Source organism: Streptomyces sp. NPDC048696, assembly GCF_043198895.1.
GTDB lineage: Bacteria > Actinomycetota > Actinomycetes > Streptomycetales > Streptomycetaceae > Streptomyces.
In genome coordinates this window covers 409,599-430,460 of the sequence record NZ_JBICVJ010000002.1, presented here as the reverse complement: position 1 = coordinate 430,460, position 20,862 = coordinate 409,599, and the positions used below count along the sequence as shown (strand labels likewise).

Annotated in this window: 19 protein-coding genes; 9 read left to right on the top strand and 10 right to left on the bottom strand. The window is 72.3% G+C overall.

Features of this window, described 5'->3' with window-relative positions:
- The first annotated feature begins 28 nt into the window (after window positions 1–28).
- The gene (gene mltG, locus ACGFRG_RS05000) at window positions 29–859 is read left to right on the top strand and encodes an endolytic transglycosylase MltG (RefSeq protein ID WP_393261396.1); all 831 of its coding nucleotides are present in this window, start codon (window positions 29–31) and stop codon (window positions 857–859) included.
- Window positions 860–1,018: 159 nt separating this feature from the next.
- On the opposite strand, the gene ACGFRG_RS04995 is transcribed toward mltG, so the two are convergent.
- On the bottom strand, window positions 1,019–2,119 hold the full coding sequence (locus ACGFRG_RS04995) for an NAD(P)-binding domain-containing protein (protein ID WP_361426862.1): 1,101 nt from the start codon (window positions 2,117–2,119) through the stop codon (window positions 1,019–1,021).
- Between the two features lie 115 nt (window positions 2,120–2,234).
- Here ACGFRG_RS04995 and ACGFRG_RS04990 point away from each other — a divergent pair, with 115 nt between their 5' ends.
- The 5 genes from ACGFRG_RS04990 (at window position 2,235) to ACGFRG_RS04970 (ending at window position 6,133) form a co-directional block, all read left to right on the top strand.
- On the top strand, window positions 2,235–2,657 hold the full coding sequence (locus ACGFRG_RS04990) for a secondary thiamine-phosphate synthase enzyme YjbQ (RefSeq protein ID WP_393261393.1): 423 nt from the start codon (window positions 2,235–2,237) through the stop codon (window positions 2,655–2,657).
- A gap of 160 nt (window positions 2,658–2,817) precedes the next feature.
- On the top strand, window positions 2,818–3,387 hold the full coding sequence (locus ACGFRG_RS04985) for a toxin (RefSeq protein WP_393261390.1): 570 nt from the start codon (window positions 2,818–2,820) through the stop codon (window positions 3,385–3,387).
- Window positions 3,384–4,598 carry an MAB_1171c family putative transporter gene (locus ACGFRG_RS04980; RefSeq protein WP_361426843.1) on the top strand — a complete coding sequence of 405 codons (1,215 nt, stop codon included), beginning with the start codon at window positions 3,384–3,386 and terminating at the stop codon, window positions 4,596–4,598. The genes ACGFRG_RS04985 and ACGFRG_RS04980 overlap by 4 nt, the downstream gene beginning before the upstream one ends.
- A gap of 17 nt (window positions 4,599–4,615) precedes the next feature.
- Window positions 4,616–5,560, top strand: coding sequence for a DNA-binding protein (locus tag ACGFRG_RS04975; RefSeq protein WP_393261388.1), 945 nt, complete (start codon window positions 4,616–4,618; stop codon window positions 5,558–5,560).
- Between the two features lie 111 nt (window positions 5,561–5,671).
- Window positions 5,672–6,133: a DUF3574 domain-containing protein gene (locus tag ACGFRG_RS04970; RefSeq protein WP_393261386.1), complete on the top strand. Its 462-nt coding sequence runs from the start codon at window positions 5,672–5,674 to the stop codon at window positions 6,131–6,133.
- A 26-nt stretch (window positions 6,134–6,159) separates the two neighbouring features.
- On the opposite strand, the gene ACGFRG_RS04965 is transcribed toward ACGFRG_RS04970, so the two are convergent.
- From ACGFRG_RS04965 to ACGFRG_RS04945, 5 genes are all read right to left on the bottom strand, one after another.
- Entirely contained in the window at window positions 6,160–9,018 is a 2,859-nt protein-coding gene (locus ACGFRG_RS04965; protein WP_393261384.1) for an NHLP bacteriocin export ABC transporter permease/ATPase subunit, read from the bottom strand.
- Between the two features lies 1 nt (window position 9,019).
- Window positions 9,020–11,293, bottom strand: coding sequence for an NHLP family bacteriocin export ABC transporter peptidase/permease/ATPase subunit (locus tag ACGFRG_RS04960; protein ID WP_393261382.1), 2,274 nt, complete (start codon window positions 11,291–11,293; stop codon window positions 9,020–9,022).
- Window positions 11,278–12,084 (bottom strand): hypothetical protein, encoded by an 807-nt coding sequence (locus ACGFRG_RS04955; protein WP_393261379.1) that lies wholly within the window; start codon window positions 12,082–12,084, stop codon window positions 11,278–11,280. The genes ACGFRG_RS04960 and ACGFRG_RS04955 overlap by 16 nt, the downstream gene beginning before the upstream one ends.
- Before the next feature lie 96 nt (window positions 12,085–12,180).
- Window positions 12,181–12,408, bottom strand: coding sequence for a type A2 lantipeptide (locus ACGFRG_RS04950; RefSeq protein ID WP_361426825.1), 228 nt, complete (start codon window positions 12,406–12,408; stop codon window positions 12,181–12,183).
- 369 nt (window positions 12,409–12,777) lie between these two features.
- Window positions 12,778–13,830 (bottom strand): chitinase, encoded by a 1,053-nt coding sequence (locus ACGFRG_RS04945; RefSeq protein ID WP_361426822.1) that lies wholly within the window; start codon window positions 13,828–13,830, stop codon window positions 12,778–12,780.
- 228 nt (window positions 13,831–14,058) lie between these two features.
- Here ACGFRG_RS04945 and ACGFRG_RS04940 point away from each other — a divergent pair, with 228 nt between their 5' ends.
- On the top strand, window positions 14,059–15,006 hold the full coding sequence (locus tag ACGFRG_RS04940; RefSeq protein ID WP_361426819.1) for a hypothetical protein: 948 nt from the start codon (window positions 14,059–14,061) through the stop codon (window positions 15,004–15,006).
- Between the two features lie 12 nt (window positions 15,007–15,018).
- On the opposite strand, the gene ACGFRG_RS04935 is transcribed toward ACGFRG_RS04940, so the two are convergent.
- The 3 genes from ACGFRG_RS04935 to ACGFRG_RS04925 all read right to left on the bottom strand — a co-directional run bounded on the left by ACGFRG_RS04935 (window position 15,019) and on the right by ACGFRG_RS04925 (window position 16,738).
- Window positions 15,019–15,342, bottom strand: a complete 324-nt coding sequence (locus tag ACGFRG_RS04935; protein WP_361426816.1) for a cupin — start codon at window positions 15,340–15,342, stop codon at window positions 15,019–15,021.
- 117 nt (window positions 15,343–15,459) lie between these two features.
- The gene (locus ACGFRG_RS04930) at window positions 15,460–16,158 is read right to left on the bottom strand and encodes a type 1 glutamine amidotransferase domain-containing protein (RefSeq protein WP_393261376.1); all 699 of its coding nucleotides are present in this window, start codon (window positions 16,156–16,158) and stop codon (window positions 15,460–15,462) included.
- Between the two features lie 76 nt (window positions 16,159–16,234).
- Window positions 16,235–16,738 carry an Lrp/AsnC family transcriptional regulator gene (locus ACGFRG_RS04925; protein ID WP_361426810.1) on the bottom strand — a complete coding sequence of 168 codons (504 nt, stop codon included), beginning with the start codon at window positions 16,736–16,738 and terminating at the stop codon, window positions 16,235–16,237.
- Window positions 16,739–17,020: 282 nt separating this feature from the next.
- Between ACGFRG_RS04925 and ACGFRG_RS04920 the strand changes: the two genes are divergently transcribed.
- Both ACGFRG_RS04920 and ACGFRG_RS04915 read left to right on the top strand, forming a co-directional pair.
- Window positions 17,021–18,535 (top strand): FUSC family protein, encoded by a 1,515-nt coding sequence (locus tag ACGFRG_RS04920; RefSeq protein ID WP_393261836.1) that lies wholly within the window; start codon window positions 17,021–17,023, stop codon window positions 18,533–18,535.
- A 125-nt stretch (window positions 18,536–18,660) separates the two neighbouring features.
- Entirely contained in the window at window positions 18,661–19,704 is a 1,044-nt protein-coding gene (locus ACGFRG_RS04915; protein WP_393261373.1) for a lactonase family protein, read from the top strand.
- A 160-nt stretch (window positions 19,705–19,864) separates the two neighbouring features.
- Here the strand turns inward: ACGFRG_RS04915 and ACGFRG_RS04910 are convergent, their stop codons facing one another.
- Window positions 19,865–20,785: a sirohydrochlorin chelatase gene (locus tag ACGFRG_RS04910; RefSeq protein WP_393261371.1), complete on the bottom strand. Its 921-nt coding sequence runs from the start codon at window positions 20,783–20,785 to the stop codon at window positions 19,865–19,867.
- Window positions 20,786–20,862 lie beyond the last annotated feature (77 nt).

The window sequence follows — 20,862 nt, the reverse complement described above, 5'->3', positions numbered from 1 at the left end:
GCCGGGTCGGCCGGGATACCGTGCCCGTATGACGGAGTCCACGCGTAGTGCCGGGACCCGGACCCGGCTGACCCGCCGCGGTCGACTGCTGCTCGCCGCGCTCGCCCTGGTGCTCGTCGTGGGCGCCGTGGTGCTCGTCCTGGTGCTGCGCGAGACCGGCGGCAAGGTGAAATCCCTGGTCATCCCGGAGGGCTGGCGGGCCGGGCAGGTGTACGCGGCGGTCGACAAGAGCCTCGGCCTGACCCCGGGCACCACCCGCCGCGCGGCAACGTCGGCCGGACTGGAACTGCCGCCCGACGCGGGCGGCAACCCGGAGGGCTATCTCTTCCCGGCCACCTATCCGGTGACCAAGAAGACCACCCCGAGCGGACTGCTCGCCTACATGGTCGACGCGGCCAACAAACGCTTCGGCAAGGACCACATCTCGGCCGGTGCCGGGCGCAACAAGATGACGGTCTATCAGACGGTGGTCGTCGCCAGCATCGTGCAGGCCGAGGCCGACACCACCGCCGACATGGGCAAGGTATCCCGGGTCATCTACAACCGGCTGGCCAGGGGCATGCCGCTGCAGATGGACTCGACACTCAACTACGCGCTGAACCGCTCCACCCTGGCCACCAGCCGCGCCGACACCAGGACCGACAGCCCGTACAACACCTACGCGCGCGGCGGTCTGCCACCGACACCGATCGACAACCCGGGCCAGCAGGCCCTGAACGCGGCGATCACCCCGCCCCCGGGCGACTGGCTCTATTTCGTCACGGTGGCTCCCGGCGACACCCGCTTCACGGCCGACTACGCGGAACAACAGCGGAACGTAAGGGAGTTCAACGCCCGTCGGAGCAAGTCGGCGGGTTAGCTCTGCCCCGTCCCGGCCGCTTTTCGGGGGCGCGGCCGACGGGCCGGCTTCACCCCGTCCCCGCCATGCTTCCAGGGGCGCGGGGCTGTGACATGTGCGGCTCCGCCGCGTGGGCGCGACAAGCCCAAGACGGCCCGCACTGTGCATACGACCCAGAGGTCAACCAGCATCCGCCGCCGCCCGCGTCCGCCCGAGCAACGCCCGGATCTCCCGAACCGCCGCGCGCCCCGCGCGATTCGCTCCGATCGTCGAAGCCGAGGGGCCGTACCCCACCAGATGGACCCGCGCATCCCGCACCGCACGCGTGCCGTCGATCTGGATGCCGCCACCCGGCGTACGCAGCTTCAGCGGAGCCAGATGGTCGATCACCGGCCGGAACCCGGTCGCCCAGAGGATCACATCCGCGTCCACCGACCGCCCGTCGTCCCAGACCACCCCGTCCGGAGTGATGCGGTCGAACATCGGCAGCCGGTCCAGCACACCCTTCGCCCGCGCCGCCACGATCGCGTCGTTCAGCGGCAGCCCCGTCACCGACACGACACTCCTCGGCGCCAACCCCTGCCGTACGCGCTCCTCGACCAGCGCGACCGCCGCCCGCCCCAGCTCCTCGGTGAAGGGCCCTTCCCGGTACACAGGCGGGCGCCGCGTCACCCAGGTCGTCGCGGCCGCGTAATCCGCTATCTCCATCAGATGCTGCGTGCCCGAGGCCCCGCCGCCCACCACAACCACACGCTGACCTGCGAACTCCTCCGGTCCCGGGTAGTTCGCGGTGTGCAGCTGCCGCCCCCGGAACGTCTCCTGGCCGGGGTAGCGGGGCCAGAACGGCCGGTCCCAGGTGCCGGTCGCGTTCAGCAGCGCACGCGTGGCGTAGCCGCCCTCGGAGGTCTCGACGAGCAGCCGCCCGCGCTCGCCCTCGCGCACCGCGCTCACGTCCACCGGCCGGTGGACGCGGAGCCCGAAGGTGTCCTCGTAGCGAGCGAAGTACTCCGCGATCACCGCCGAGGAGGGCCGGGCCGGGTCCGCGCCGGTCAGCTCCATGCCGGGCAGCGCGTGCATCCCGTGCACCTTGCCGTACGTGAGCGAGGGCCAGCGGAACTGCCAGGCGCCGCCGGGCCGGGGCGCGTGGTCGAGGACCACGAAGTCGCGGTCCGGTACGAGCCCCGCCCGGCGCAGATGATAGGCACCGGACAGACCCGCCTGCCCGGCGCCGATGACCACCACGTCCACGTCCCGCGCTTCCTGCGCCACGAAGTCGTTCACGGTTCCACTAACCAAGGGGGCCGCGCAGATCTTCCCGGCGCGACACCCGGGCCGTACCCGCGCGGTACCGGGGCGTCCCTGAGCGGGACCGGGGACCGGGCGGCAGGATGGAGGCATGCCCGATGCCTTCACCACCCAGGTACTCCGAGTCACCACCGGAAGCTCCGAGACCGTCATCGATCTGACCCGCGACTGCGAGCGCTTCCTCCAGGAGGCGGCCGGCGGCCGGGACGGTCTCCTGAACGTCTTCGTCCCCCATGCCACGGCCGGCATCGCCATTCTGGAGACGGGCGCGGGCAGTGACGACGACCTGCTGGCGGCGCTGCACACGCTCCTTCCGGCCGACGACCGCTGGCAGCACCGGCACGGCAGCCCCGGGCACGGCCGTGACCACGTGCTGCCGGCACTCGTCCCGCCGCACGCCACGCTTCCGGTCGTGGCCGGGCGGCTGGAGCTGGGGACGTGGCAGGCGGTGTGCCTGGTCGACACGAACAGGGACAACCCGCAGCGGCAGGTAAGGCTGAGCTTTCTGGGTTGATATGCGAGGGGCGAATTCACGCCAACGCGTACACCGGACGAACTCGCGCCAATCGTCTGCGAGTTGACCGTGTGGCATCATGGCCGCGTTGTCTGCTCGGGGTTCGGGACCCCTGAATCGTGGGCGTGTTGAATCAGCGAGGTCAGGGCCGGGGATGAAGGTGTCCGATTCCGCGTTGCCGTCGCCGGAGGACCGTCGGCGCAGGCGTCGCCTGAAAAAGGTTCGCCAGACGTGTGAGGCTCTGCTCGACCGGTGGGGTATGGATCACGGCTGCGGTATCGATGAACTCCACCGCTATCTGAGTGCGCAGAACGAGCGCCCCATCCATCTGATCCCGATGCCGTTCCCGGAGCGCCATCTCTTCGGTCTCTGGCTGAAAATGGACGACTTCGACATCATCGCGTACGAGAAGGCGGCCTCGGCGTCGCACAAGGAACACATCATCGCCCATGAACTGGCCCATATCGCGTTCCAGCACCGCGGCTCGGTGAAATTCGAGGAGAGCGCGACCGGCCCGCTGTTCTCGGACGTCGACCCGGGCGTGGTCAAGGGCATGCTGATGCGCTCCCGCTACAGCGACGACGAGGAGCAGGAGGCCGAGATGATGGCCTCGTTGATCCTGGCCAGGGCCACCAAGCGATGGCTCGAACCCGCCTGGGGCGTGCCGGCGGAGGCCGCGGAGATCGTCGCGCGTATCGAGAACGGCGTCGGGAAACCGGATCACGGATGAACGACGTCTATGGATTCCTGTCGTGGACCTGTGCCATCGGCGGACTCGCGGCTTTCGCCTATCGCCTGCCGGATCTGCTGCGCAGAAGGAACGACCCGGCGCTGTGGGCGCTGTGCACGTATTTCCTCTGCTCCGGGATCAGTTTCCTGGTCGACCTCGACGTTCTGCGGCTGCACATCTCCGCGCTTTTCGGCCGCCCCAACATCACCTCGCTGATCGTCCAGGTGGCGGTGGTCGTTCTCACCGCCGCGCAGCAGGTGGTTCTCGTCTACTGGTCCTCGCCGCCCGAAGAGGCCCCGCTCAGGGCCCGGCGCCGGATGCTGTTCTTCGGCGTCGCGCTGGCCGTGCTCTTCGTGGCGTCGTTCGTGGCCACCCCGTTCGCCAAGTCGAAATCGGCCACATCGACGATCCTGCTCAGCATTCAGGACGGCCACTACGCGCTGTACATGTCCTTCTACCTCCTGATCTGCGGCATCGGGCAATTCGAGACCGTACGGCTGTCGTTGCGCTTCACCAAGATGGCCAACCGGCAATGGCTGCGGTTCGGTATGCGTACGGTGACCGTCGGCGCGAGCCTGATCATGGTCTACTGCGTCACGCGCAGCATCCAGATCGCCGGCACCAGGCTGCACTTCGACGCCTCCGCGCTCGACCCCGTCCAGTGGACCTGCGGCAGCGTCGGGGCGCTGCTCCAGATCCTGGGGTGGACCATCCCGTCCTGGGGCATCCATCTCACCCGCGCGCTGGGCTGGCTGCGCAGCTACCGCTCGTATCTGGCGCTGCGACCGCTGTGGTGGGCGCTGTACCAGGCGTCGCCCGACATCGCCCTCGACCCGCCCCGGTGCTGGCCGCGCGACCTCATCCCGCCGCGCGATCCGCACTACAGCCTCTACCGGCGCGTCATCGAGATCCGCGACGGTCAGCTGATGCTGCGCACCACGCTGTCCCTGGCGGACTTCTCCCGTGAGGCCCGCTCGCTGGACCTGCCCGACGACCCCACCTCGCCGCTCGGTGAGGCGCTCCAGGTGCGTGCCGTGCTGAGCATCCCGGCCGAGGAGCGGGCCGAACGGGCCGACGCGTCCGACATCCCCGCACGGCCGCCGTACGACGACTTCCGCGACGAGGTCGAGTGGCTGACCGAGGTGGCCTCGTCGTTCACCGCCCTCGCCCAGGCCCGCCCCCGGCGCTCCGGCGCGCCGCTCACCTCATGACCGTACGGTCCCGCACGGTGTCCGAGAACCGCCCGCGCCCCGCATCGGCCCCCGACGACGAGCCCGGCGCGCTGATTCCGTTCGCGCTGCGCACGGTGCGGCAACTGGTGGCCCTCGACGCCGAGCACGGTGCCACGGCCGCCGTGCCCGCCGTGCGCGAGGCCGTACGCACGGTCCGGCAGCTGAGCGCCGACCCCGACCGGCTGCGCGGCCACGACAGCGACCTCCTCGCGGCGCTCGCCGAACTGTGCGAGGTCGTCGGCTGGATCCTCTTCGACGCGGGCTTCTACGGTCGCGCCCACCGCATGAACGCCCGGGCGCTGGCCCTCGCCGAACTCTGCGGCGACCGCGGCATGGCGCGCCTCGTGCTCCTGAACGACAGCATGCTGGACGCCCACACCGGCCGCCCCGGGCGCGCCCTGGAGAGCGCCGCCCGCGTGGCCGGGCCCCGGCCGCTGCCCGCCAGGGTGAGCAGCCTCGTCCTGATCCGCCAGGCGCACGCGAGCGCCCTGCTGGGCGGCCGCCGGGAGGCCGTGGACCTCATCTCCCGTGCCCAGAGCCGGTTCCTGGACGGCGTCTCGGCCGACGACCCGCACTGGGCGTGGTGGATCGACCAGACCGAACTGCTCGGCCACCAGGGCTGGGTGCACGCCCGGCTGCGCGAGTGGGACACGGCCGTCCCTCTCCTGTACGAGGCGGCCACGGCTCCAGGCCCCTCCTACCGGCATCTGTTCACCGCCGAACTGCTGGCCGCGCTCGTCGGGTCCGGGGCCTGGGCCGAGGCGGAGGACCTGATCGTGGACATCGCCCCGCGCGCGGGCGCGATCGGTTCCGTGCGCACGACGCAGACGCTCGTCCGGACGGCCGCCCAGCTCCTCGGCCGCGCCGACGCCCCGGTGAATCTGCGGGACGCGGCGGCCTTCCTGCTGGAGTGCGTGCCCGGCGGCCCGGGCTCCCCCTGACGCGTACGCGGTCGGCGACCGGCCGCCGGTGAACGCGCCCCGGCCGACGGCTCGCCACGGAGAAACACCCACACCGGACCAACAGACAGGGACACCATGCTGCACATACGGTTGTCGACGCCCGTGGCCGCCGCCCTCGTGGCGGTCGCGCTCCTCTTCGTCACCCAGGGCCCCACCTCCGACGTCGCCTACGGGACCGCCGCCCCGTCGGCGTCGACGTCGCGGCCGACCCAGGGACACGGCAGCCCGTACATCGCCACCCACCTCTACTTCGGCTCCGGCCGACATGGCGGTCAGCCGCCCATCCCCGATGACGAGTTCATGAAGTTCGTCGCCGACGTGATCACGCCCCGCTTCCCCTCCGGCCTGACCATCCAGGAGGGACGCGGCCAGTGGCGCGCCAAGGACGGCAACATCAACCGCGAGCGCTCGTACGAGCTGACGGTGCTGTATCCCGCCGGAGAGTTCCGCGTCCACGACCCGGCCATCGAGTACATCCGCCACCTCTACTGCACGAAGTACGCCCTGGAGTCGGTCGGCCGGGCCGATGTGTGGGCGCAGGCGAGTTTCTGACGAATCGTCACACAGTCCTCAGGGGATCAGCGCAGCTGCCGCCGTACCAGCTCATGGAGGTGTCCGCCCGTGTCCGCCAGGAGTTCGGCGGGCGGGCCCTCCTGGACTACCCGGCCCTCGGACATCACCAGCACGCGGTCGGCGTCCAGGACCGTCGAGAGGCGGTGGGCGATCACCACACGGGTGGCGTTGAGGGCGCGGGTGCTCTCGATGACGACGCGCTGGGTCTCGTTGTCGAGCGCGCTCGTCGCCTCGTCGAAGAACAGGATGCGCGGGCGCCGTACCAGGGCCTGGGCGATCATCAGGCGCTGGCGCTGGCCGCCGGAGACCGCGCCGCCACCGGCGATCATGGTGTGCAGGCCCATCGGCATCCGCTGGACGTCCTCGGCCAGACCCGCCATCGCCACCGCCTGCCACACCTCCTCCTGGCTGAACACCTCCGCGCCGCAGACGCACTCCAGGATCGAGCCGGTCAGCGGCTGGGCGTTCTGCAGGACCACACCGCACTGGCGGCGCACGGCCGCCGCGTCGAGCGCGGTCAGGTCCTGGCCGTCGTACAGGACGCTGCCGGAGACCGGCTTGTCGAAGCCGATGAGCAGACGCAGCAGGGTCGACTTGCCGCAGCCGCTGGGGCCGACGATCGCCACGAACTCTCCCGGCCGTATCTTCAGGGACACCTCGTCGAGGACCAGCGGTCCGTCGTCGCCGTACCGGAAGGACAGGCTCCTGGCCTCGATCTCGCCGGTCAGGGCGCCGGGCTGGGTGCTGGTGCCGGGTGTCTCGGGCGCCTCGTGGAGCACCGGCTTGATCTGCTCGTACATCGGCAGCGCGGCGGCGGCCGACAGGAACGCGCCGGTGAGCTGGGTGACCGCTGTCAGGAGCATGGTCACGGAGGTGTTGAAGGTGAGGAAGGCCCCGGCCGAGAGCGATCCTCGCGCCGGTCCCGCCAGCAGCACGAACACGACCAGGGAACACAGCGGCAGATACACCGCGTTGAGGACGGTCGTCACGTTCTTGATGCGGTCCGCCCGCTGCTGGAGTTCGCGGCTGCGGGCGAACTCCCGTGCCCACGCCGCGTACGCGAAGCTCTCGGCGGCGGCGACCCGTAGCTTGGGCAGTCCGCGCAGGGTCTGGAACGCCTGGTTGTTGAGCTTGTTGCCGAGCGCGACCAGCCGGCGCTGCCAGCGCAGCTCCCACATCCCCAGGGCCAGGAACACGCCCGCGATGACGATCAGCATCGCCACCGCCGTCAGGGCCAGCGGGACGCTGAAGCAGAGCAGCAGGACGAGGTTGACGACGCCGACCGTGACCGACTGGACGACGACCGGGGTGATGCCCGAGAGCACCCGGCGGATCGCGCTGACCCCCATCGCCGCGCTCGCCAGCTCACCGGTGGAGCGCTCGGCGAAGAACTTCGTCGGCAGCCGCAGCAGCCGGTCCCACACCGCCGGTTGGAGCGTGCTCTCGATCCGCCCCTCCATCCGCAGGATGGTCAGGTTCTGCAGCAGCGTGAAGGCCGCCGCGACGATCCCGGCGACCATGACGGCCAGCGAGACCTGCACGATGAGACCGCTCTCGGCCCGGGGTACGAGGACGCCGAGCACCTGCCCGGTCGCCAGCGGCACCAGCGCGCCGAGCCCGACCGTCACCAGACCGGCGAGGACCAGATTGCGCAGGTCGGCGCGGGTGCCGCGCAGGCTGAAGCGCAACAGCCGCCAGGTGCTCAACGGCCGGTCCGGCAGCGGCCGGTAGAACATGACGGCGCGTGGCTCGAACTCCTCGGCGTTGGCGTCGCCGACCCGGGTGCGCCGCCCGGTCACCGCGTTCACGGCCTCGTAGCCGCCCCGGCGCCACAGCAGCGCGACCGGGGCTCCGCTCGCGGCCCGGTACCCCACCAGGGGGCCGGCGTTCTCGCGCCACCAGCGTCCGTCGAGACGGACCGGTCGGGTGCGGATGCGCGAGCCGACCGCGATGCGCTCGACCGGGTCGATCCGCTCGCTCACCGCGCCGCCGCGCGACGGTTCGGTGAGCGTGATCCCGGCCGCCTCGGCGACCAGCCGGCAGGTCGCGTACGTGGCGTCGTCCCCGGCGGCGGTCTTGGCCCCACTCGCCTTGCGGGGGCGGCCGATGGAGGTCACCAGGGCCCGGTCGGCCTCGTCGCGGACGGCCTCGCCCGCCTTGATCCCGGCCGCCGCCCGGTCCTCGTGGGCGCGCTCAAGACGCTCGATCCAGCGGTCGAGGGCGGACAGGAGGCGGTACTGCCGGTTGACCATGCCCTGCCACAGCGCGCCGTCGACGAGCAGGTCACCGGCCGCCTCCGCGCTGAACGCGGCGCCGTACTGGACGCTGCCGGGGGACATCGGCAGCCACAGGACGTCGTCGTCGGCCACCGTCTCGTCGACCGTCGTACGGCCGTCGAGCGGGGCCTCGAACAGCACACGCTGGCCGCGCCCGACACCGAGCGAGAAGGCGTGCTCAAGCAGGCTCAGGGCGGCGTCGCCGGTGTCGTACTGACTGGGGTACTGGCCCTCGTAGGCGCCGTACTCCGTGTCGTACGGGCGGTGCAGCTCGCGCAGCGGGATGCGGCGCAGTACGCATTCGCGCAGCGGTCTGCCGATGAGCGTGTGGCGCGGGCCCTCGACGGGGCCCAGGAGCAGGGTGCCGGGCTCCAGGCGGCCCAGGAAGTGCCAGTGGCCCTGCTCCACCGCGTCGACCGCGAACAGGTCGAGGGCGCCGCCCATGACGAGCCACAGCACCTGCGGCCCTTCGAGGGCCAGGCCCCGCAGTCCGGTGCAGTCGATGTGCCGGCCGAGGCCGCCGAGCGCGCCGATGACCGCGTCGGGTCCGGCCGCGCCGGTGCCCGGGAGGTGGTGGACGGATGTCACCTCAGTGCTCCTTGACCAGCTCGGCGTACTGGCCGGCGGCGGCGACCAGGTCCTCGTGGCGGCCGCGTTCGACGATGGTCCCGTGGTCGAGGACCACGATCTCGTCGCTGTCGCGGACCGTGCTCAGCCGGTGGGCGATCACCACGCAGGCGCAGCCGCGGCGGCGCAGATTGTCGATGATGATCTGCTCGGTCCGCGCGTCCAGGGCGCTGGTGACCTCGTCGAGCACCAGGATGCTCGGGCGGCGCACCAGCGCGCGGGCGATCTCCAGACGCTGGCGCTGGCCGCCGGAGAAGTTGCGGCCGTCCTGCTCGACCCGGCTGTGGATGCCGCCCGGGCGCCGGGCGACCACCTCGTAGAGCGCCGCGTCCTTGAGCGCGGCCACCACGGCGTCGTCCGGGACCGACGGGTCCCACAGCGCCACGTTGTCCCGGACCGTCCCCTCGAAGAGGAAGACGTCCTGGTCGACGAAGGAGACCGACGCGGCGAGCGCCCCGCGCGCGATGTCCTCCAGGCGCTGCCCGTCGATGCGGATCGTGCCCTCCCAGGGTGCGTAGAGCCCCGAGATCAGCCTGGACACGGTCGACTTGCCGCTGCCCGAGCCGCCCACCAGCGCCACCTGCTGCCCAGGGCCCACGGACAGTGAGAAGCCGGTGAGCAGCGGGGCGTCCAGCGGGCTGTAGCCGAAGGTGATGTCCTCAAGGGTCACATGGCCCTTGAGCCTGCGGGTGTTCTCGGTCACCTCGCCGCGCGAGTACAGCGCGTCCACCGGGAAGTTCTCGACGTCCTTGAGCCGGGCGACGTCCGCCGCGAAGTCCTGGACCCGCCCGGCCACCGAGTTGAGCCGGGTGACCGGTGCGGTGAAGCGGGTCACCAGCGCCTGGAAGGCGACCAGCAGACCGATCGAGAGATGCCCCTCGACCGCCCGCAGCCCGCCGATCCACAGGATCAACGCGCTGTTGAGCGTGGCGAGCAGCGGCGCGACGACACCCAGCCAGGCGCTCGGCACCCCGAGCCGCTGCTGCTCCTCCAGCGTGGTGGCGTGCTGGCCCGCCCAGCGCCGGAAGAACCCGTCCTCGCCGCCGGTGGCCTTCATCGTCTCGATCAACTGCAGGCCGGTGTACGCGGTGTTGGTCAGCCGCGCGCTGTCGGCCCGCAGCTTCTGGGTACGGGTGGCCCGCAGCCGTACGACGATCCGCATCGCGACCACGTTGAGCAGCGCGATCCCGATGCCGATGACGGTGAGCTGCGGATCGTAGCTCCACAGCACGAACGCGTAGAGGAGCACCACGACCCCGTCCACGGCGGCGGCCGTGAGGTCGCGGGCCAGGGTCTCGGCCACCGCGTCGTTGGACTGGAGGCGCTGCACGAGATCGGCCGGGCTGCGCTGGGCGAAGAAGGTGACCGGCAGTCTGAGCAGATGCCGGAAGAACCGGGCGCCGCCGAGCGTGGAGGAGATGACGCGTCCGCGCAGCAGATTCGCCTGCTGGAGCCAGGTCAGCACGGCGGTGAGCGCCACCATGGTGCCCATGGCCGCGAACAGCACACCGAGCAGCGAGGTCTGATCGCCGATCAGGAACATGTCGATATACGTACGGCTCAGCGCGGGCAGCGTGGCGCCGACGGCCACGAGCAGCAGGCTGGCCAGGAGCGCGGCGAGCATCGTGCCGGTGGTGCCGCGCAGCCGGGCCGGCAGGGCGGCCAGGACACCGGGCTTCCGGCCGCCGCGCCGGAACGACTCACCCGGTTCCAGGACCAGGACGACACCGGTGAAGCTGGTGTCGAAGTCCTCGGCGGGCACGAAACGGCGGCCCTTGTCGGGGTCGTTGATGTACACGCCACGGCGCCCGAGCCGACGGGCCGGGCCGTCGTACACCACGTAGTGGTTGAACTCCCAGAAGAGGATGGCGGGCGCCTGGACCTCGGCGAGCGCGGCCGGTTCCATCTGCATGCCCTTGGCGGTGAGGCCGTAACTGCGGGCGGCCTTAAGGACGTTGCTGGCCCGCGAGCCGTCGCGGGATACGCCGCAGGCGATGCGCAGCTCCTCCAGCGGCACATGTCTGCCGTGGTGGCTGAGCACCATGGCCAGCGAGGCGGCGCCGCACTCCAGCGCCTCCATCTGGAGGACGGTGGGAGTGCGTACGGTCTTCGTCTTCTTCGCTCTGGGCGCCGGTCGTGAACGGCGCCTGTTCACCGGCGGGTTGTCGCGGCGGCGGCGCCCGGGAGGCGGAAGCTGTGGAGGTGCGGTGTGCGGGGCGGTCACGGGAGCAGCCAATCGATCGGACGCTGGTCGGCCAGATGGACGGTGCCGGTGGCCGGGGTCATGGAGTCGATCGCGTACGGCGGGCCCTGGGCCGACGACCACGCGTAGCCGGACTTGGTGGCGGCCGAGCGATCGAGGCGCACCAGGACCGCGAGGGGCCTGCCGTGCTGCGAGAACTGCTCGCCGAGCTGGGCGTCGCCGAGGAAGGCGGTGATCTGCTCGCGGGTCTGGGAGGTCCTGCCGACGGCGGCCACGTGTCCGCGCAACACGCCGAACTGCCCGGACGGCACGGACTGGACGCCGAGGTCCACCTTCGCGCCCACCGGGACGGAGGCGCCCGCGTCGCCGGATATGTACAGCATCGCCATCAAGGGGTCGCCGCTGGAGGCGACACGCTCCACGCTCGCCACGTCCGCGCCCGTGGCGACCACCGCGCCGATGGTGGCCCGCAGCGCCGTGAGGCGGCCCGCCGCGATGGCGCGCACGACCCGGTCGCCGCGCTCGGTGCGGACGGTGAGCAGCGGGGCCCCGGCGGAGAGGTTCTGGCCCTCCTTGGAGAGCACACCGGTGATCTGGCCCGCGTACGGGCTCTGCATCACATAGCTGCCCTGCGCGTGCGTGAGGATGCCGGGCGCGCTCACGGTGGCGGAGACCGAGCCGGTCAGCGCCCAGAAGCAGGCGGCGGCCATGACGACCACCGTCACGAGGAGGACAAGTCGGCCCTGGGGGCGCGCGAAGCGCACCGGCAGGTCGAGTTCCTCCGGCGACTGCAGCTTGGACAGGGCCTGTTGGCGGAACTGCACCGGACTCTTCCCTCGACGTGTGGACGGTGCGCACCGGTGGAGCGGGTGCGCGGTGAAGCCCCGGAACCGAGCGGGTTCCGGGGCTCACACGCGGTCTCAGAGACCGGCGACGAGGCCGGAGGCCAGGCCGGTGACCGCGCCGGTGTTCACACCGGTCGTCGACTGGACCAGACCCGTGACCGAGCCCACGATGCCCGAGACCGGGAGGAGCGAGTCGGCGGTGCCGGTCACGTTGCCGAGCGCGGTGCCGACGAGGCCGCCGGACACGTTGTCGAGGTCGGCGTCGGAGATCTCGCGGGTCTCGACCTGCGGGGTGATGTTCATGGGAAAACTGCCCTTCATTCGGGGGGAATTCAATACCTGGAGCCCGTTGGCGGGGCTCCCGTATGGGGCAGGATCAAAGCACGCCGACGGCGTACACAGCCAATCCCCACCGGCCCTGATCAGGCACTCCTTGCGGTGCTTATTACCGCCGCGTGCAGAGGTGTTCATGATTTGGGGGCAGCTTCTTCACGAGCTTCACGTCATGAATTCCTCGCCCCCGGATATCCATTTGCTCAACTGGGACACTCCGGCTGTTAAGGCCCCCTCCGACTGGTACGGACCAGGGCGGGCACAGGTGTGCGGTGACCGGTCTGCGCACGCGGTGTGCAGGTTTTCGGAAGGTGGGATTCCGGTGTGCCGCGAGGGCTGTCAACGCCCTTGCAGCGCCTTCACGTTGTCGCCGAAGGTCCAGCCCCCGGAGCCGTCCCAGTTGATCGACCAGGTCATCAGGCCCTTGAGGCCGCCGCCGTAGTGCTGCCACGCCTGGGAGACCAGGTCGGGCGACATGTAGCCGCCCCCGGCGCCCGGCTGGGCCGGAAGGCCCGGGACCTGCTTGTCGTAGGGGACCCTGATCGTGGTGCCCTGGACCACCAACCCGTGGTCCAGGCAGTCCGTCTGGGCGGTGAAGCCCTCGACGGTCCCGGCGGAGTACGAGTCGCCGGAGCAGCCGTACATGTTGCCGTTGTAGTACTGCATGTTGAGCCACCACAGCCGGCCGTTGTCCGCGTACTTCTTCACGATCGGCAGATACGCGCCCCAGATCGAGCCGTACGCCACGCTGCCGCCGGTCACGTACGCCGTCTCCGGGGCCATCGTGAGGCCGAAGCCCGGCGGCATCTGCGCGAGCACGCCGTCGATGATGCGGACGAGGTTGGCCTGCGAGGCCGACAACTCGGTGATCGAGCCGCTGCCGACGAGGCCGGTCTCTATGTCGATGTCGATGCCGTCGAAGTGGTACGCCGTGAGGATCGGCACCACGGTGGCCACGAACCGGTCGGCGACCGCGCTGGAGCTGAGGTCGATCCCGGCCGCGGCGCCGCCGATGGAGAGCAGGATCGTCTGCCCGGCCGCCTTGGCCTGGCACATCTCGGCAGGTGTGGGAACCTTCACCGTGGCGTCCATCCCGTCCTCCCAGAGGACGGTCCCGTCCGAACGGATCACCGGGAAGGCGGCGTTGACCACGTTGTAGCCGTGGCCGGGGATCCGGGGGTCGGTGATCGGCGTCCAGCCGAACGGCGGGTGGACGCCGTTGGACGAGCCGTCCCAGTTCTCCCAGTAGCCCTGGAGCACCTTGCCCGCGGGCCTCGGCTTGACCGCGCAGGTGTCGCCCGAGGGCGCGGCGGGCGCCGCGGCGGCGGGCAACCGCGCGGCGCAGGCCAGCGCGAGGCCGGCCCCCAGCAGTCGTAACGTCCGGCCGAGCATGGCGGGTACCTCCTGGGTCGTGGGGAACCTGGAGACGTACGGGGTCCGGTTGCGCCACACCGTAGGGAGGTCCAGACCTTTCGTCAATAGGTCTGGACCAAGAGGGAGTCGGGGTGTCCAGAAGCTCTGGATCGCCCCATTGGCGCACCCCATTGGCGCACCCCATTGGCGCACCCCATTGGCGCACCCCGGTGGCGGCCCCGGCGGCCGCCGCGTACCGATGACACGGTGAACCGTCCTTCCGGCCACTGGTGGGCCGACCTCCCCGCGGCGGCGGGCGCCGCCGTGATGGCGACCGGCATCGTCTCGGTCGGCCTGCACCTCATCGGCCACGAAACCCTCTCCAGGATCGCGCTGGCGCTGGCCGCGGCCGTCTGGCTGCTGCTGACCGCCCGGTTCACCGCACGGTTCCTGCGCGACCGCCCGCGCTGGGAGGCCGAGGCCGACACCCCGCCCGCGCTCACCGCCGTCGCGGCGACCGCCGTGCTCGGCGCCCGCCTCTCGCTGCTCGGCTGGCAGAGCGCCGCCGCCGTCCTCCTCGCGCTGGCCGCCGCGCTGTGGCCGGTGCTCCTCCACGGAGTCGTACGGCACTGGCGGCGCCGGATGCCCGGCGGGGTCTTCCTGGTGTGCGTCGCCACCCAGGCGCTCGCGGTGCTGGCGGCGAGCCTGGCCGCGGCGGGGCGCGGCGACTGGCTCGGATGGGCGGCGCTCGTGCTGTTCTGCCTCGGGGTGCTGCTCTATCTGGAGGCGCTGGTCCGGTTCGACGTACGGCAGGTGTGGACCGGGGCGGGCGACCACTGGATCGCGGGGGGCGCGCTGGCGATCTCGGCGCTGGCCGGATCGAAGCTCACCGCGTCCCCGCTGTGGACCGGGACCGCGCATCATGTGCTGCGCACGGCCACGCTCGTGCTGCTCGGGCTCGCCTTCGCCGCGTACGCCATCCTGCTGACGGCCGAGGTGGTCAGGCCGCGGCCGCACTACGACGTACGGCGCTGGGCGACCGTGTTCCCGCTCGGGATGACCGCCGTCGCGGCGCTGTCCACGGGCGTGGCGGCGCGCATCGGGGCGCTGCGCACACCGGGCGAGGTGCTGTTGTGGGTCGCGGTGGCGGCGTGGGCGGTGACGGCCGTGGTGTTCGTGACGGTGCGGGGGTCGGCGGCCACGGCGGCCCGGTGACGGCCGGGGTGCCTAGAGCACGGCGGTGACGGCCGTCAGCAGGACCGCCGAGTCCTCAAGCGCCAGCAGCCCGTGCCGCTCCTTGGGGATCTCGCAGAGCTGCCCGGCGCGGAGCTCCTTGTTGCCGCTGTTCGACGTGAGGCGCACATGGCCGCGCAGCACCTGGAGGCTGGAGGCCAGCGGAGCGCTGTGCTCGTCGAGCGCCGAGCCGGAGGTCAGGGCGATCACGCTCTGCCGCAGCGCGCCGTCGTGGACGATGAGATGGGCGCTGCGGCCGTGTGAGGCGAGGCGTGCCTTGGTCAGATGCTCCCCGGCGAGTGCCGCGAGGTCCTGCATGGGGGTGTCCCCTCGCTGAGTCGGACGGCCGGGTCCGTGCCCGTACGTACGGACGCTCCCCGGCCTTCGAACGCTCTCCAGCCTCCCGGCTCCCGCGCGGTACGCAACTCGGCCTGGTCAGGAACCCAGCATCTTCAGCATCTCGGTGGCGAGCGGGGCCGCCGAGCCGGGGTTCTGACCGGTGACCAGATTGCGGTCGACGACCACGTGCGGGGTCCACGGCTCGCGCTCGCGGAAGTCGGCGCCCGCCGCCACCAGACGGTCCTGGAGCAGCCACTTCGCCTTGTCCGCGAGGCCCGCCTGGGTCTCCTCGGCGTTGGTGAAGCCGGTGAGGCGGTAGCCCGCGAACGCGTTGGAGCCGTCCTCGCGGGTGGCGGCGAGCAGCGCCGCCGGGGCATGGCAGACCACGCCGAGCGGCTTGCCGGAGCCGAGGGCGTCGATCAGCAGCTTGCCGGAGTCGGCGTCGACCGCCAGGTCCTCCATCGGGCCGTGGCCGCCGGGGTAGAACACCGCGTCGTACGCGTCGAGGTCGACCTCCGCCACCTTCAGCGGGTGGCGGAGCTCGTCCATCGAGGCGAGGACCTTCGCGACCCGGTCGGCGTTCTCCTGGCCGCCGTTGACCTCGGGCGCCAGGCTGCCCTTGTCGACGGGCGGCACCACACCGCCGGGCGTGGCGACCGTGATCTCGTGGCCCGCGCCGGTGAACGCCTCGTACGGGGCGACGGCCTCCTCGGCCCAGAAACCGGTCGGGTGCTCGGTGCCGTCGGCGAGCGTCCAGTGGCCGGCGCCGGTCATCACGAAAAGGATCTTTGCCATGGCAGCTGTCTCCGGGAGGGTGGTGGGAATCGTGCCGGTGCCCTCGAACGTAGACCCCCCGCCCTCGGGCGGCCATTCAGGCCGTCGGCGGCCCGCCGGGCGGCTGTGTCCCCGCGTCCCGCCCCACCGCCTCCACCAGCGGCAGCAGCCGGTGCGGTACGCGCTCGCGCAGGGCCACCTCGGTGCGGGTGCGCACCACGCCCGGCAGCTGGATCAGGCGCTGGATCACGTCTTCCAGATGACCGGCGTCGCGGGCCACGACCCGGGTCAGCAGATCGCCTCCACCCGTGATCGAGAACGCCTCGACGATCTCCGGCACGGCCGCCAGCGCGTCCCCGACCTCGTCGAGGTGGCCCTGGGTGACCTCGACGTGGACGAAGGCGAGGACCGGGTGACCGAGGGCCGCGGGGGAGAGGAACGGCCCGGTCCCGGTGATCACGCCGTCCCGCTCAAGCCGGTCGAGCCGTGCCTGCAGCGTGCCCCGCGCGATGCCGAGCTGACGCGCGTACTCCCGCACGCTGGTGCGCGGCTGCTCGATGAGCAGCCGCAGGATGCGGGTGTCGAGCGCGTCCACCGCCATGGTCCGTTGGCCCCTTCCTGGTCCTGTAATTCGCGATTCGACTGTACCAATGGCTCAGTCGGAACGAGAGCAGTTGAGCCAGTGTCACTGCGGATGCTTTCCTCTTCCCGGTAGCAAGTTGTACGTAGCAAAGAGACGGCGCCGCACAGCGCCGGGCGGCGACGACGCCGGTCCCGGACGCGGCGCCTTTGCCATGTCCGCCGACGTGTGCCCGTATGGGACGCGCAGGCGCGCGGATGGCTTTCTCCACTGAAGGGGGGCGCGGCGACCGCCGTGAAGAGGATGTTCGTGGCTCCGGACCCGGGGCTTGTGCGACTGAGGGTCTCCGCGCGTGCCGTACTCGGCATCACCGTGGCGGTCACCGCCGCCGAGCTGTGCGGCATGTCCCTGCCCGCCTCCATCACCGGTGGCCTGGCGGCGCTGCTCGCCCTGTTCACCGTCGCCGACCCCACCGTCCGGGGCCAGGCGGTCAGCACCGCGCTGCTTCCGGCCGTCGGCTTCCCCGTGCTCGCCCTGGCCACCGCGCTACACGGCGTGCCGCTGCTGCGCGACGCGGCCTGGCTCGCCGTGGTCTTCGCGGGCGTCTACGCCAGGCGCTGGGGCCCGCGCGGCCACGCGCTCGGCGTGTTCGGCTTCATGATGTTCTTCACGACCCAGTTCCTGCACGCCGTCCCGGCGCAGCTGCCCGAGCTGTACGGGGCCATCGCCCTGGCGATCGCGGCCTCGGCGCTGGTCCGCTTCGGGCTCTGGTGCATCGAGCGGCGCACCCCGCCGCCCGCCGCCCCGGCCCCGCTCACCGGCCGCGGACTCGCCCGCCCGACCACCCGTCAGGCCTTCCAGGCGACGGTGGCCTGCGCCATCGCGCTGGGGGTGGGCCAGGTGCTCTCCGAGCAGCGCTGGTACTGGGCCGTCGGCGCCGCCTGGTGGATCTTCGTGAACACCGCGTCGCGCGGCGAGACCCTGGTCCGGGGCTTTCGCCGGGTGCTCGGTACGGTCGCGGGCATCGCCGCGGGCCTGGTCGTCGCGCTGCCGCTGCACGGCGCGCCCGCGCCCACCGCGCTCCTCGTCGCCGTCTGCGTCTTCGGGATCTTCTACACGGCTCCGCTCTCGTATTCCTGGATGATGTTCTTCGTCACGGTCATGGCCGGACTGCTCTACGGGCTGCTCGGCGTGCTGCACCCCGGGCTGCTCGTGCTCCGCGTCGAGGAGACCGCGGTGGGGGCGATCGGCGCGGCGGCGGCCGTCGCGTTCGTCCTGCCGGTCACCACGCACGCGGCGACGGACGCCTGGATCGAGCGCGCCCTGCACTGCGTACGCGGCTGCACCAGCGCCGCGACCCGCAGGCTCGCCGGGGACGACAGCGCCGACCCGACGCCGCACGCGGCCGAGCTGGAGCTGCTGCTCGGCCGGGTCCGCCTCTCGCTCGCCCCGCTGGTCCATCCGCTCAGCCCGCTCAAGGGCCGCAGGTCACGGGCCCGCCAGGTCATCGCATTGCTCGACGACTGCGCCCGCCAGGTGCGCGGCCTGACCGCCGTCGCCGCCGACCCGGCCGCCTCCCACGACGCCCGTCTGACGGCGGCCTGCCGCCGTGTCGAGGCGGCGGTGGAGGCCCTGGTCGCCCCGGCGGCGGTCGCGGAAGAAGCGCCGGCGGCCCCCGCGACCGACCTCGTACCCACCAAGCACCACCACCCCGCCGCCGAAGCCGCCCTGGCGCATCTGCACGACCTGGAGCGGGCGCTCGCCGACCTCGCCACGCCCCTGCGCAGCTCGACGCGCGCCCCGGCCCTCACCGGCTGAGCCGCCGTCCGCGGGAACGACCGGCCGCCCGCCTCACCGAGTTGGTCTAGACCGCCTGCTACCGTCGCGGCCATCAGCGCCGGGCGCGGCCCCGGTGCGCACAGTCGCGCGAGAGGGGAAGCACGGTGGCCGAGAGCAGTGCCGGGCGGGCGTTCATCGGGTCGTTCACCACGGCGGGCGGACGGGGGATCACCGTCGCCGCCGTGGACGGCGGGACGGGCGCGCTCACCCCCCTCGGCGCCACCGACGCCCTCGCCGACCCGTCCTTCCTGGCCCTGTCGGCCGACGCCACCGTGCTCTACGCGGTCGGCGAGAGCGAGCACGGCACGGCCGCCGCCTTCGACGTCACCTCCGACACCCCGGCCCTCCTCGGCGCTCCGGTGCCGGTGGACGGCGCCGCCCCGACCCACCTCGCCCTGTTCGCGGGCCATCTCGCGACCGCCAACTACACCTCGGGCAGCGTCACCACGCTCCCGGTGCGCCCGGACGGCCGCCTCGGCCCCGCCGCGTACGTACTGACGCACCACGGCTGCGGCCCGGACCCGGAGCGCCAGCGGGGCCCGCACGCGCATCAGGTGCTGGGCGATCCGAGCGGGCGCTGGCTGGTGAGCGTCGACCTCGGGACCGACTCCGTTCGCGTCTGCGCGCTCGACCCGGCCACGGGCGTGCTGCGGCCGCACGGCGAGTGCGCGCTGCGGCCCGGCAGCGGGCCCCGCCATCTGGCGTTCCACCCCGACGGCCGCCACGCGTACGTACTGAACGAGCTGGCGCCCACCGTCGTCGTCTGCCGCTGGGACGCCGTCCGAGGGGTCCTGGAGCCGCTGGGGGAGACCCGGGTGGTGCAGGAGGGGGTGACGGGCCGGACGTACCCGTCCGAGCCGGTCGTGGCGCCCGACGGGCGCTTCCTGTGGGTCGCGAACCGGGGTCACGACTCGATCGCCACGCTCGCCCTCGACCCGGACGGCGAGCGCGCCGCGCTGGTGGCCACGGTGGACTGCGGCGGCCACTGGCCGCGCGACCTCACCCTCGACCCCTCGGGCCGCCGCCTCTACGCCGCCAACGAGCGTTCCGGCGATGTCACCTGGTTCGACCTGTACGAGGAGAGCGGCATCCCGCGCCGGGCCGGTTCGCTCGCGGCGCCCGCCGCCTCGTGCGTGATCTTCGGCTGAGCCGCGGGGAAAACCGGCGGCACGCGCGCGCACGCGAGGCAGTGTCGAGGCGGCCTCGTGGGCGGCCTCCGCGCCGCCGCCACGCGCGCGCACGCGCGAGGGCCCGCACCGCTCCGAGGTGCGGGCCCTCGCGCGTCGTGCGTGCGTGGCGGCGGGTGCGTCAGTGCACCGGGGAGCCCTGCGGCTGCGGCGTGATGCCGAGCGCCGCCGCGTACTGCGAGAGCACCAGCTTGCCGATGGCCGGGTAGGCGCCCAGCGGCTCGGCGGACAGGCAGTCGGCCTCCTTGGCGGCCGCGTCCAGCAGACCGTCGCCGACCTCGGGGCCGATCAGGTACGGGGCGACCGCGAGCTGCGTCGAGCCGGAGCCGCGCAGCTGGTCGGCCATGGCGGCGATGGAGCCCTCCTGGTCGAGCGCGGCGGCCATCACGGGCACGGCCAGGCGGGCGGCCAGCAGCATGCCGGTGATCCCGGCGGCCTGCACGGCCTCGTCGCCGCCGACCGTCGCCAGGATGATGCCGTCGGCGGCGGTGGCGACCGTGAACAGCCGGGCACGGTCGGCGCGGGCCAGACCGGCCTCGGACAGGCGCACGTGCAGCGCCTCGGCGAGCAGCGGGTGCGGGCCGAGGACATCGGTCAGCTCGGCGGCGGCGCGGCTGTCCATGACGGCCTGGCGCACCCGGCGGATCAGCGCGCTGTCGGGGCCCGCGAGCAGCGGCACGACGACGGCGACGGGGCCGTCGGGCGCGGTGACGTCCTGACCGTCGGCACGGGCCTGCTCGAAGCGGGCGGTGCGCTCGGCGGCGGTGTGCGCGAGCACGGCGTCCAGCGTGGGGTACTCGTGGTCGGCGCTGTCCAGGTAGCCGATCCGGGCGTCGAGGCCGGGCAGCTCGGAGCGCGCGATGCTGATGACTTCCTCGGCCAGCGAGCGCACGGCGGGGGAAGGAGCACCGGGAACGGCGAGGACGAGCGCGGGCGCGCCCTCGGGAGCGACCACCGGTTCCGGGCGGCGGTGCCGCCCTGGCTGGCGGGGTCGCGGCATTCGTACAGGCAGGCCGGATGCGGGCCCAGTGGGGGAGCTCATGGCGCCGCATGCTACTGGCTTTGCGGGCGCGGCTGTTCGGGTAGGGGGCGGGTGTGCGGTATCTGTCCGTATTTATC

What these genes read in the sequence shown, in the direction of transcription:
- ACGFRG_RS04930 (WP_393261376.1), bottom strand. Translation starts at nt 16,158, where the DNA reads ATGGCAAAGATCCTTTTCGTGATGACCGGCGCCGGCCACTGGACGCTC.
- ACGFRG_RS04950 (WP_361426825.1), bottom strand. Translation starts at nt 12,408, where the DNA reads ATGAACATCACCCCGCAGGTCGAGACCCGCGAGATCTCCGACGCCGAC.
- ACGFRG_RS04980 (WP_361426843.1), top strand. Translation starts at nt 3,384, where the DNA reads ATGAACGACGTCTATGGATTCCTGTCGTGGACCTGTGCCATCGGCGGA.
- ACGFRG_RS04925 (WP_361426810.1), bottom strand. Translation starts at nt 16,738, where the DNA reads ATGGCGGTGGACGCGCTCGACACCCGCATCCTGCGGCTGCTCATCGAG.
- ACGFRG_RS04990 (WP_393261393.1), top strand. Translation starts at nt 2,235, where the DNA reads ATGCCCGATGCCTTCACCACCCAGGTACTCCGAGTCACCACCGGAAGC.
- ACGFRG_RS04920 (WP_393261836.1), top strand. Translation starts at nt 17,021, where the DNA reads ATGTTCGTGGCTCCGGACCCGGGGCTTGTGCGACTGAGGGTCTCCGCG.
- ACGFRG_RS04935 (WP_361426816.1), bottom strand. Translation starts at nt 15,342, where the DNA reads ATGCAGGACCTCGCGGCACTCGCCGGGGAGCATCTGACCAAGGCACGC.
- mltG (WP_393261396.1), top strand. Translation starts at nt 29, where the DNA reads ATGACGGAGTCCACGCGTAGTGCCGGGACCCGGACCCGGCTGACCCGC.
- ACGFRG_RS04910 (WP_393261371.1), bottom strand. Translation starts at nt 20,785, where the DNA reads ATGAGCTCCCCCACTGGGCCCGCATCCGGCCTGCCTGTACGAATGCCG.
- ACGFRG_RS04945 (WP_361426822.1), bottom strand. Translation starts at nt 13,830, where the DNA reads ATGCTCGGCCGGACGTTACGACTGCTGGGGGCCGGCCTCGCGCTGGCC.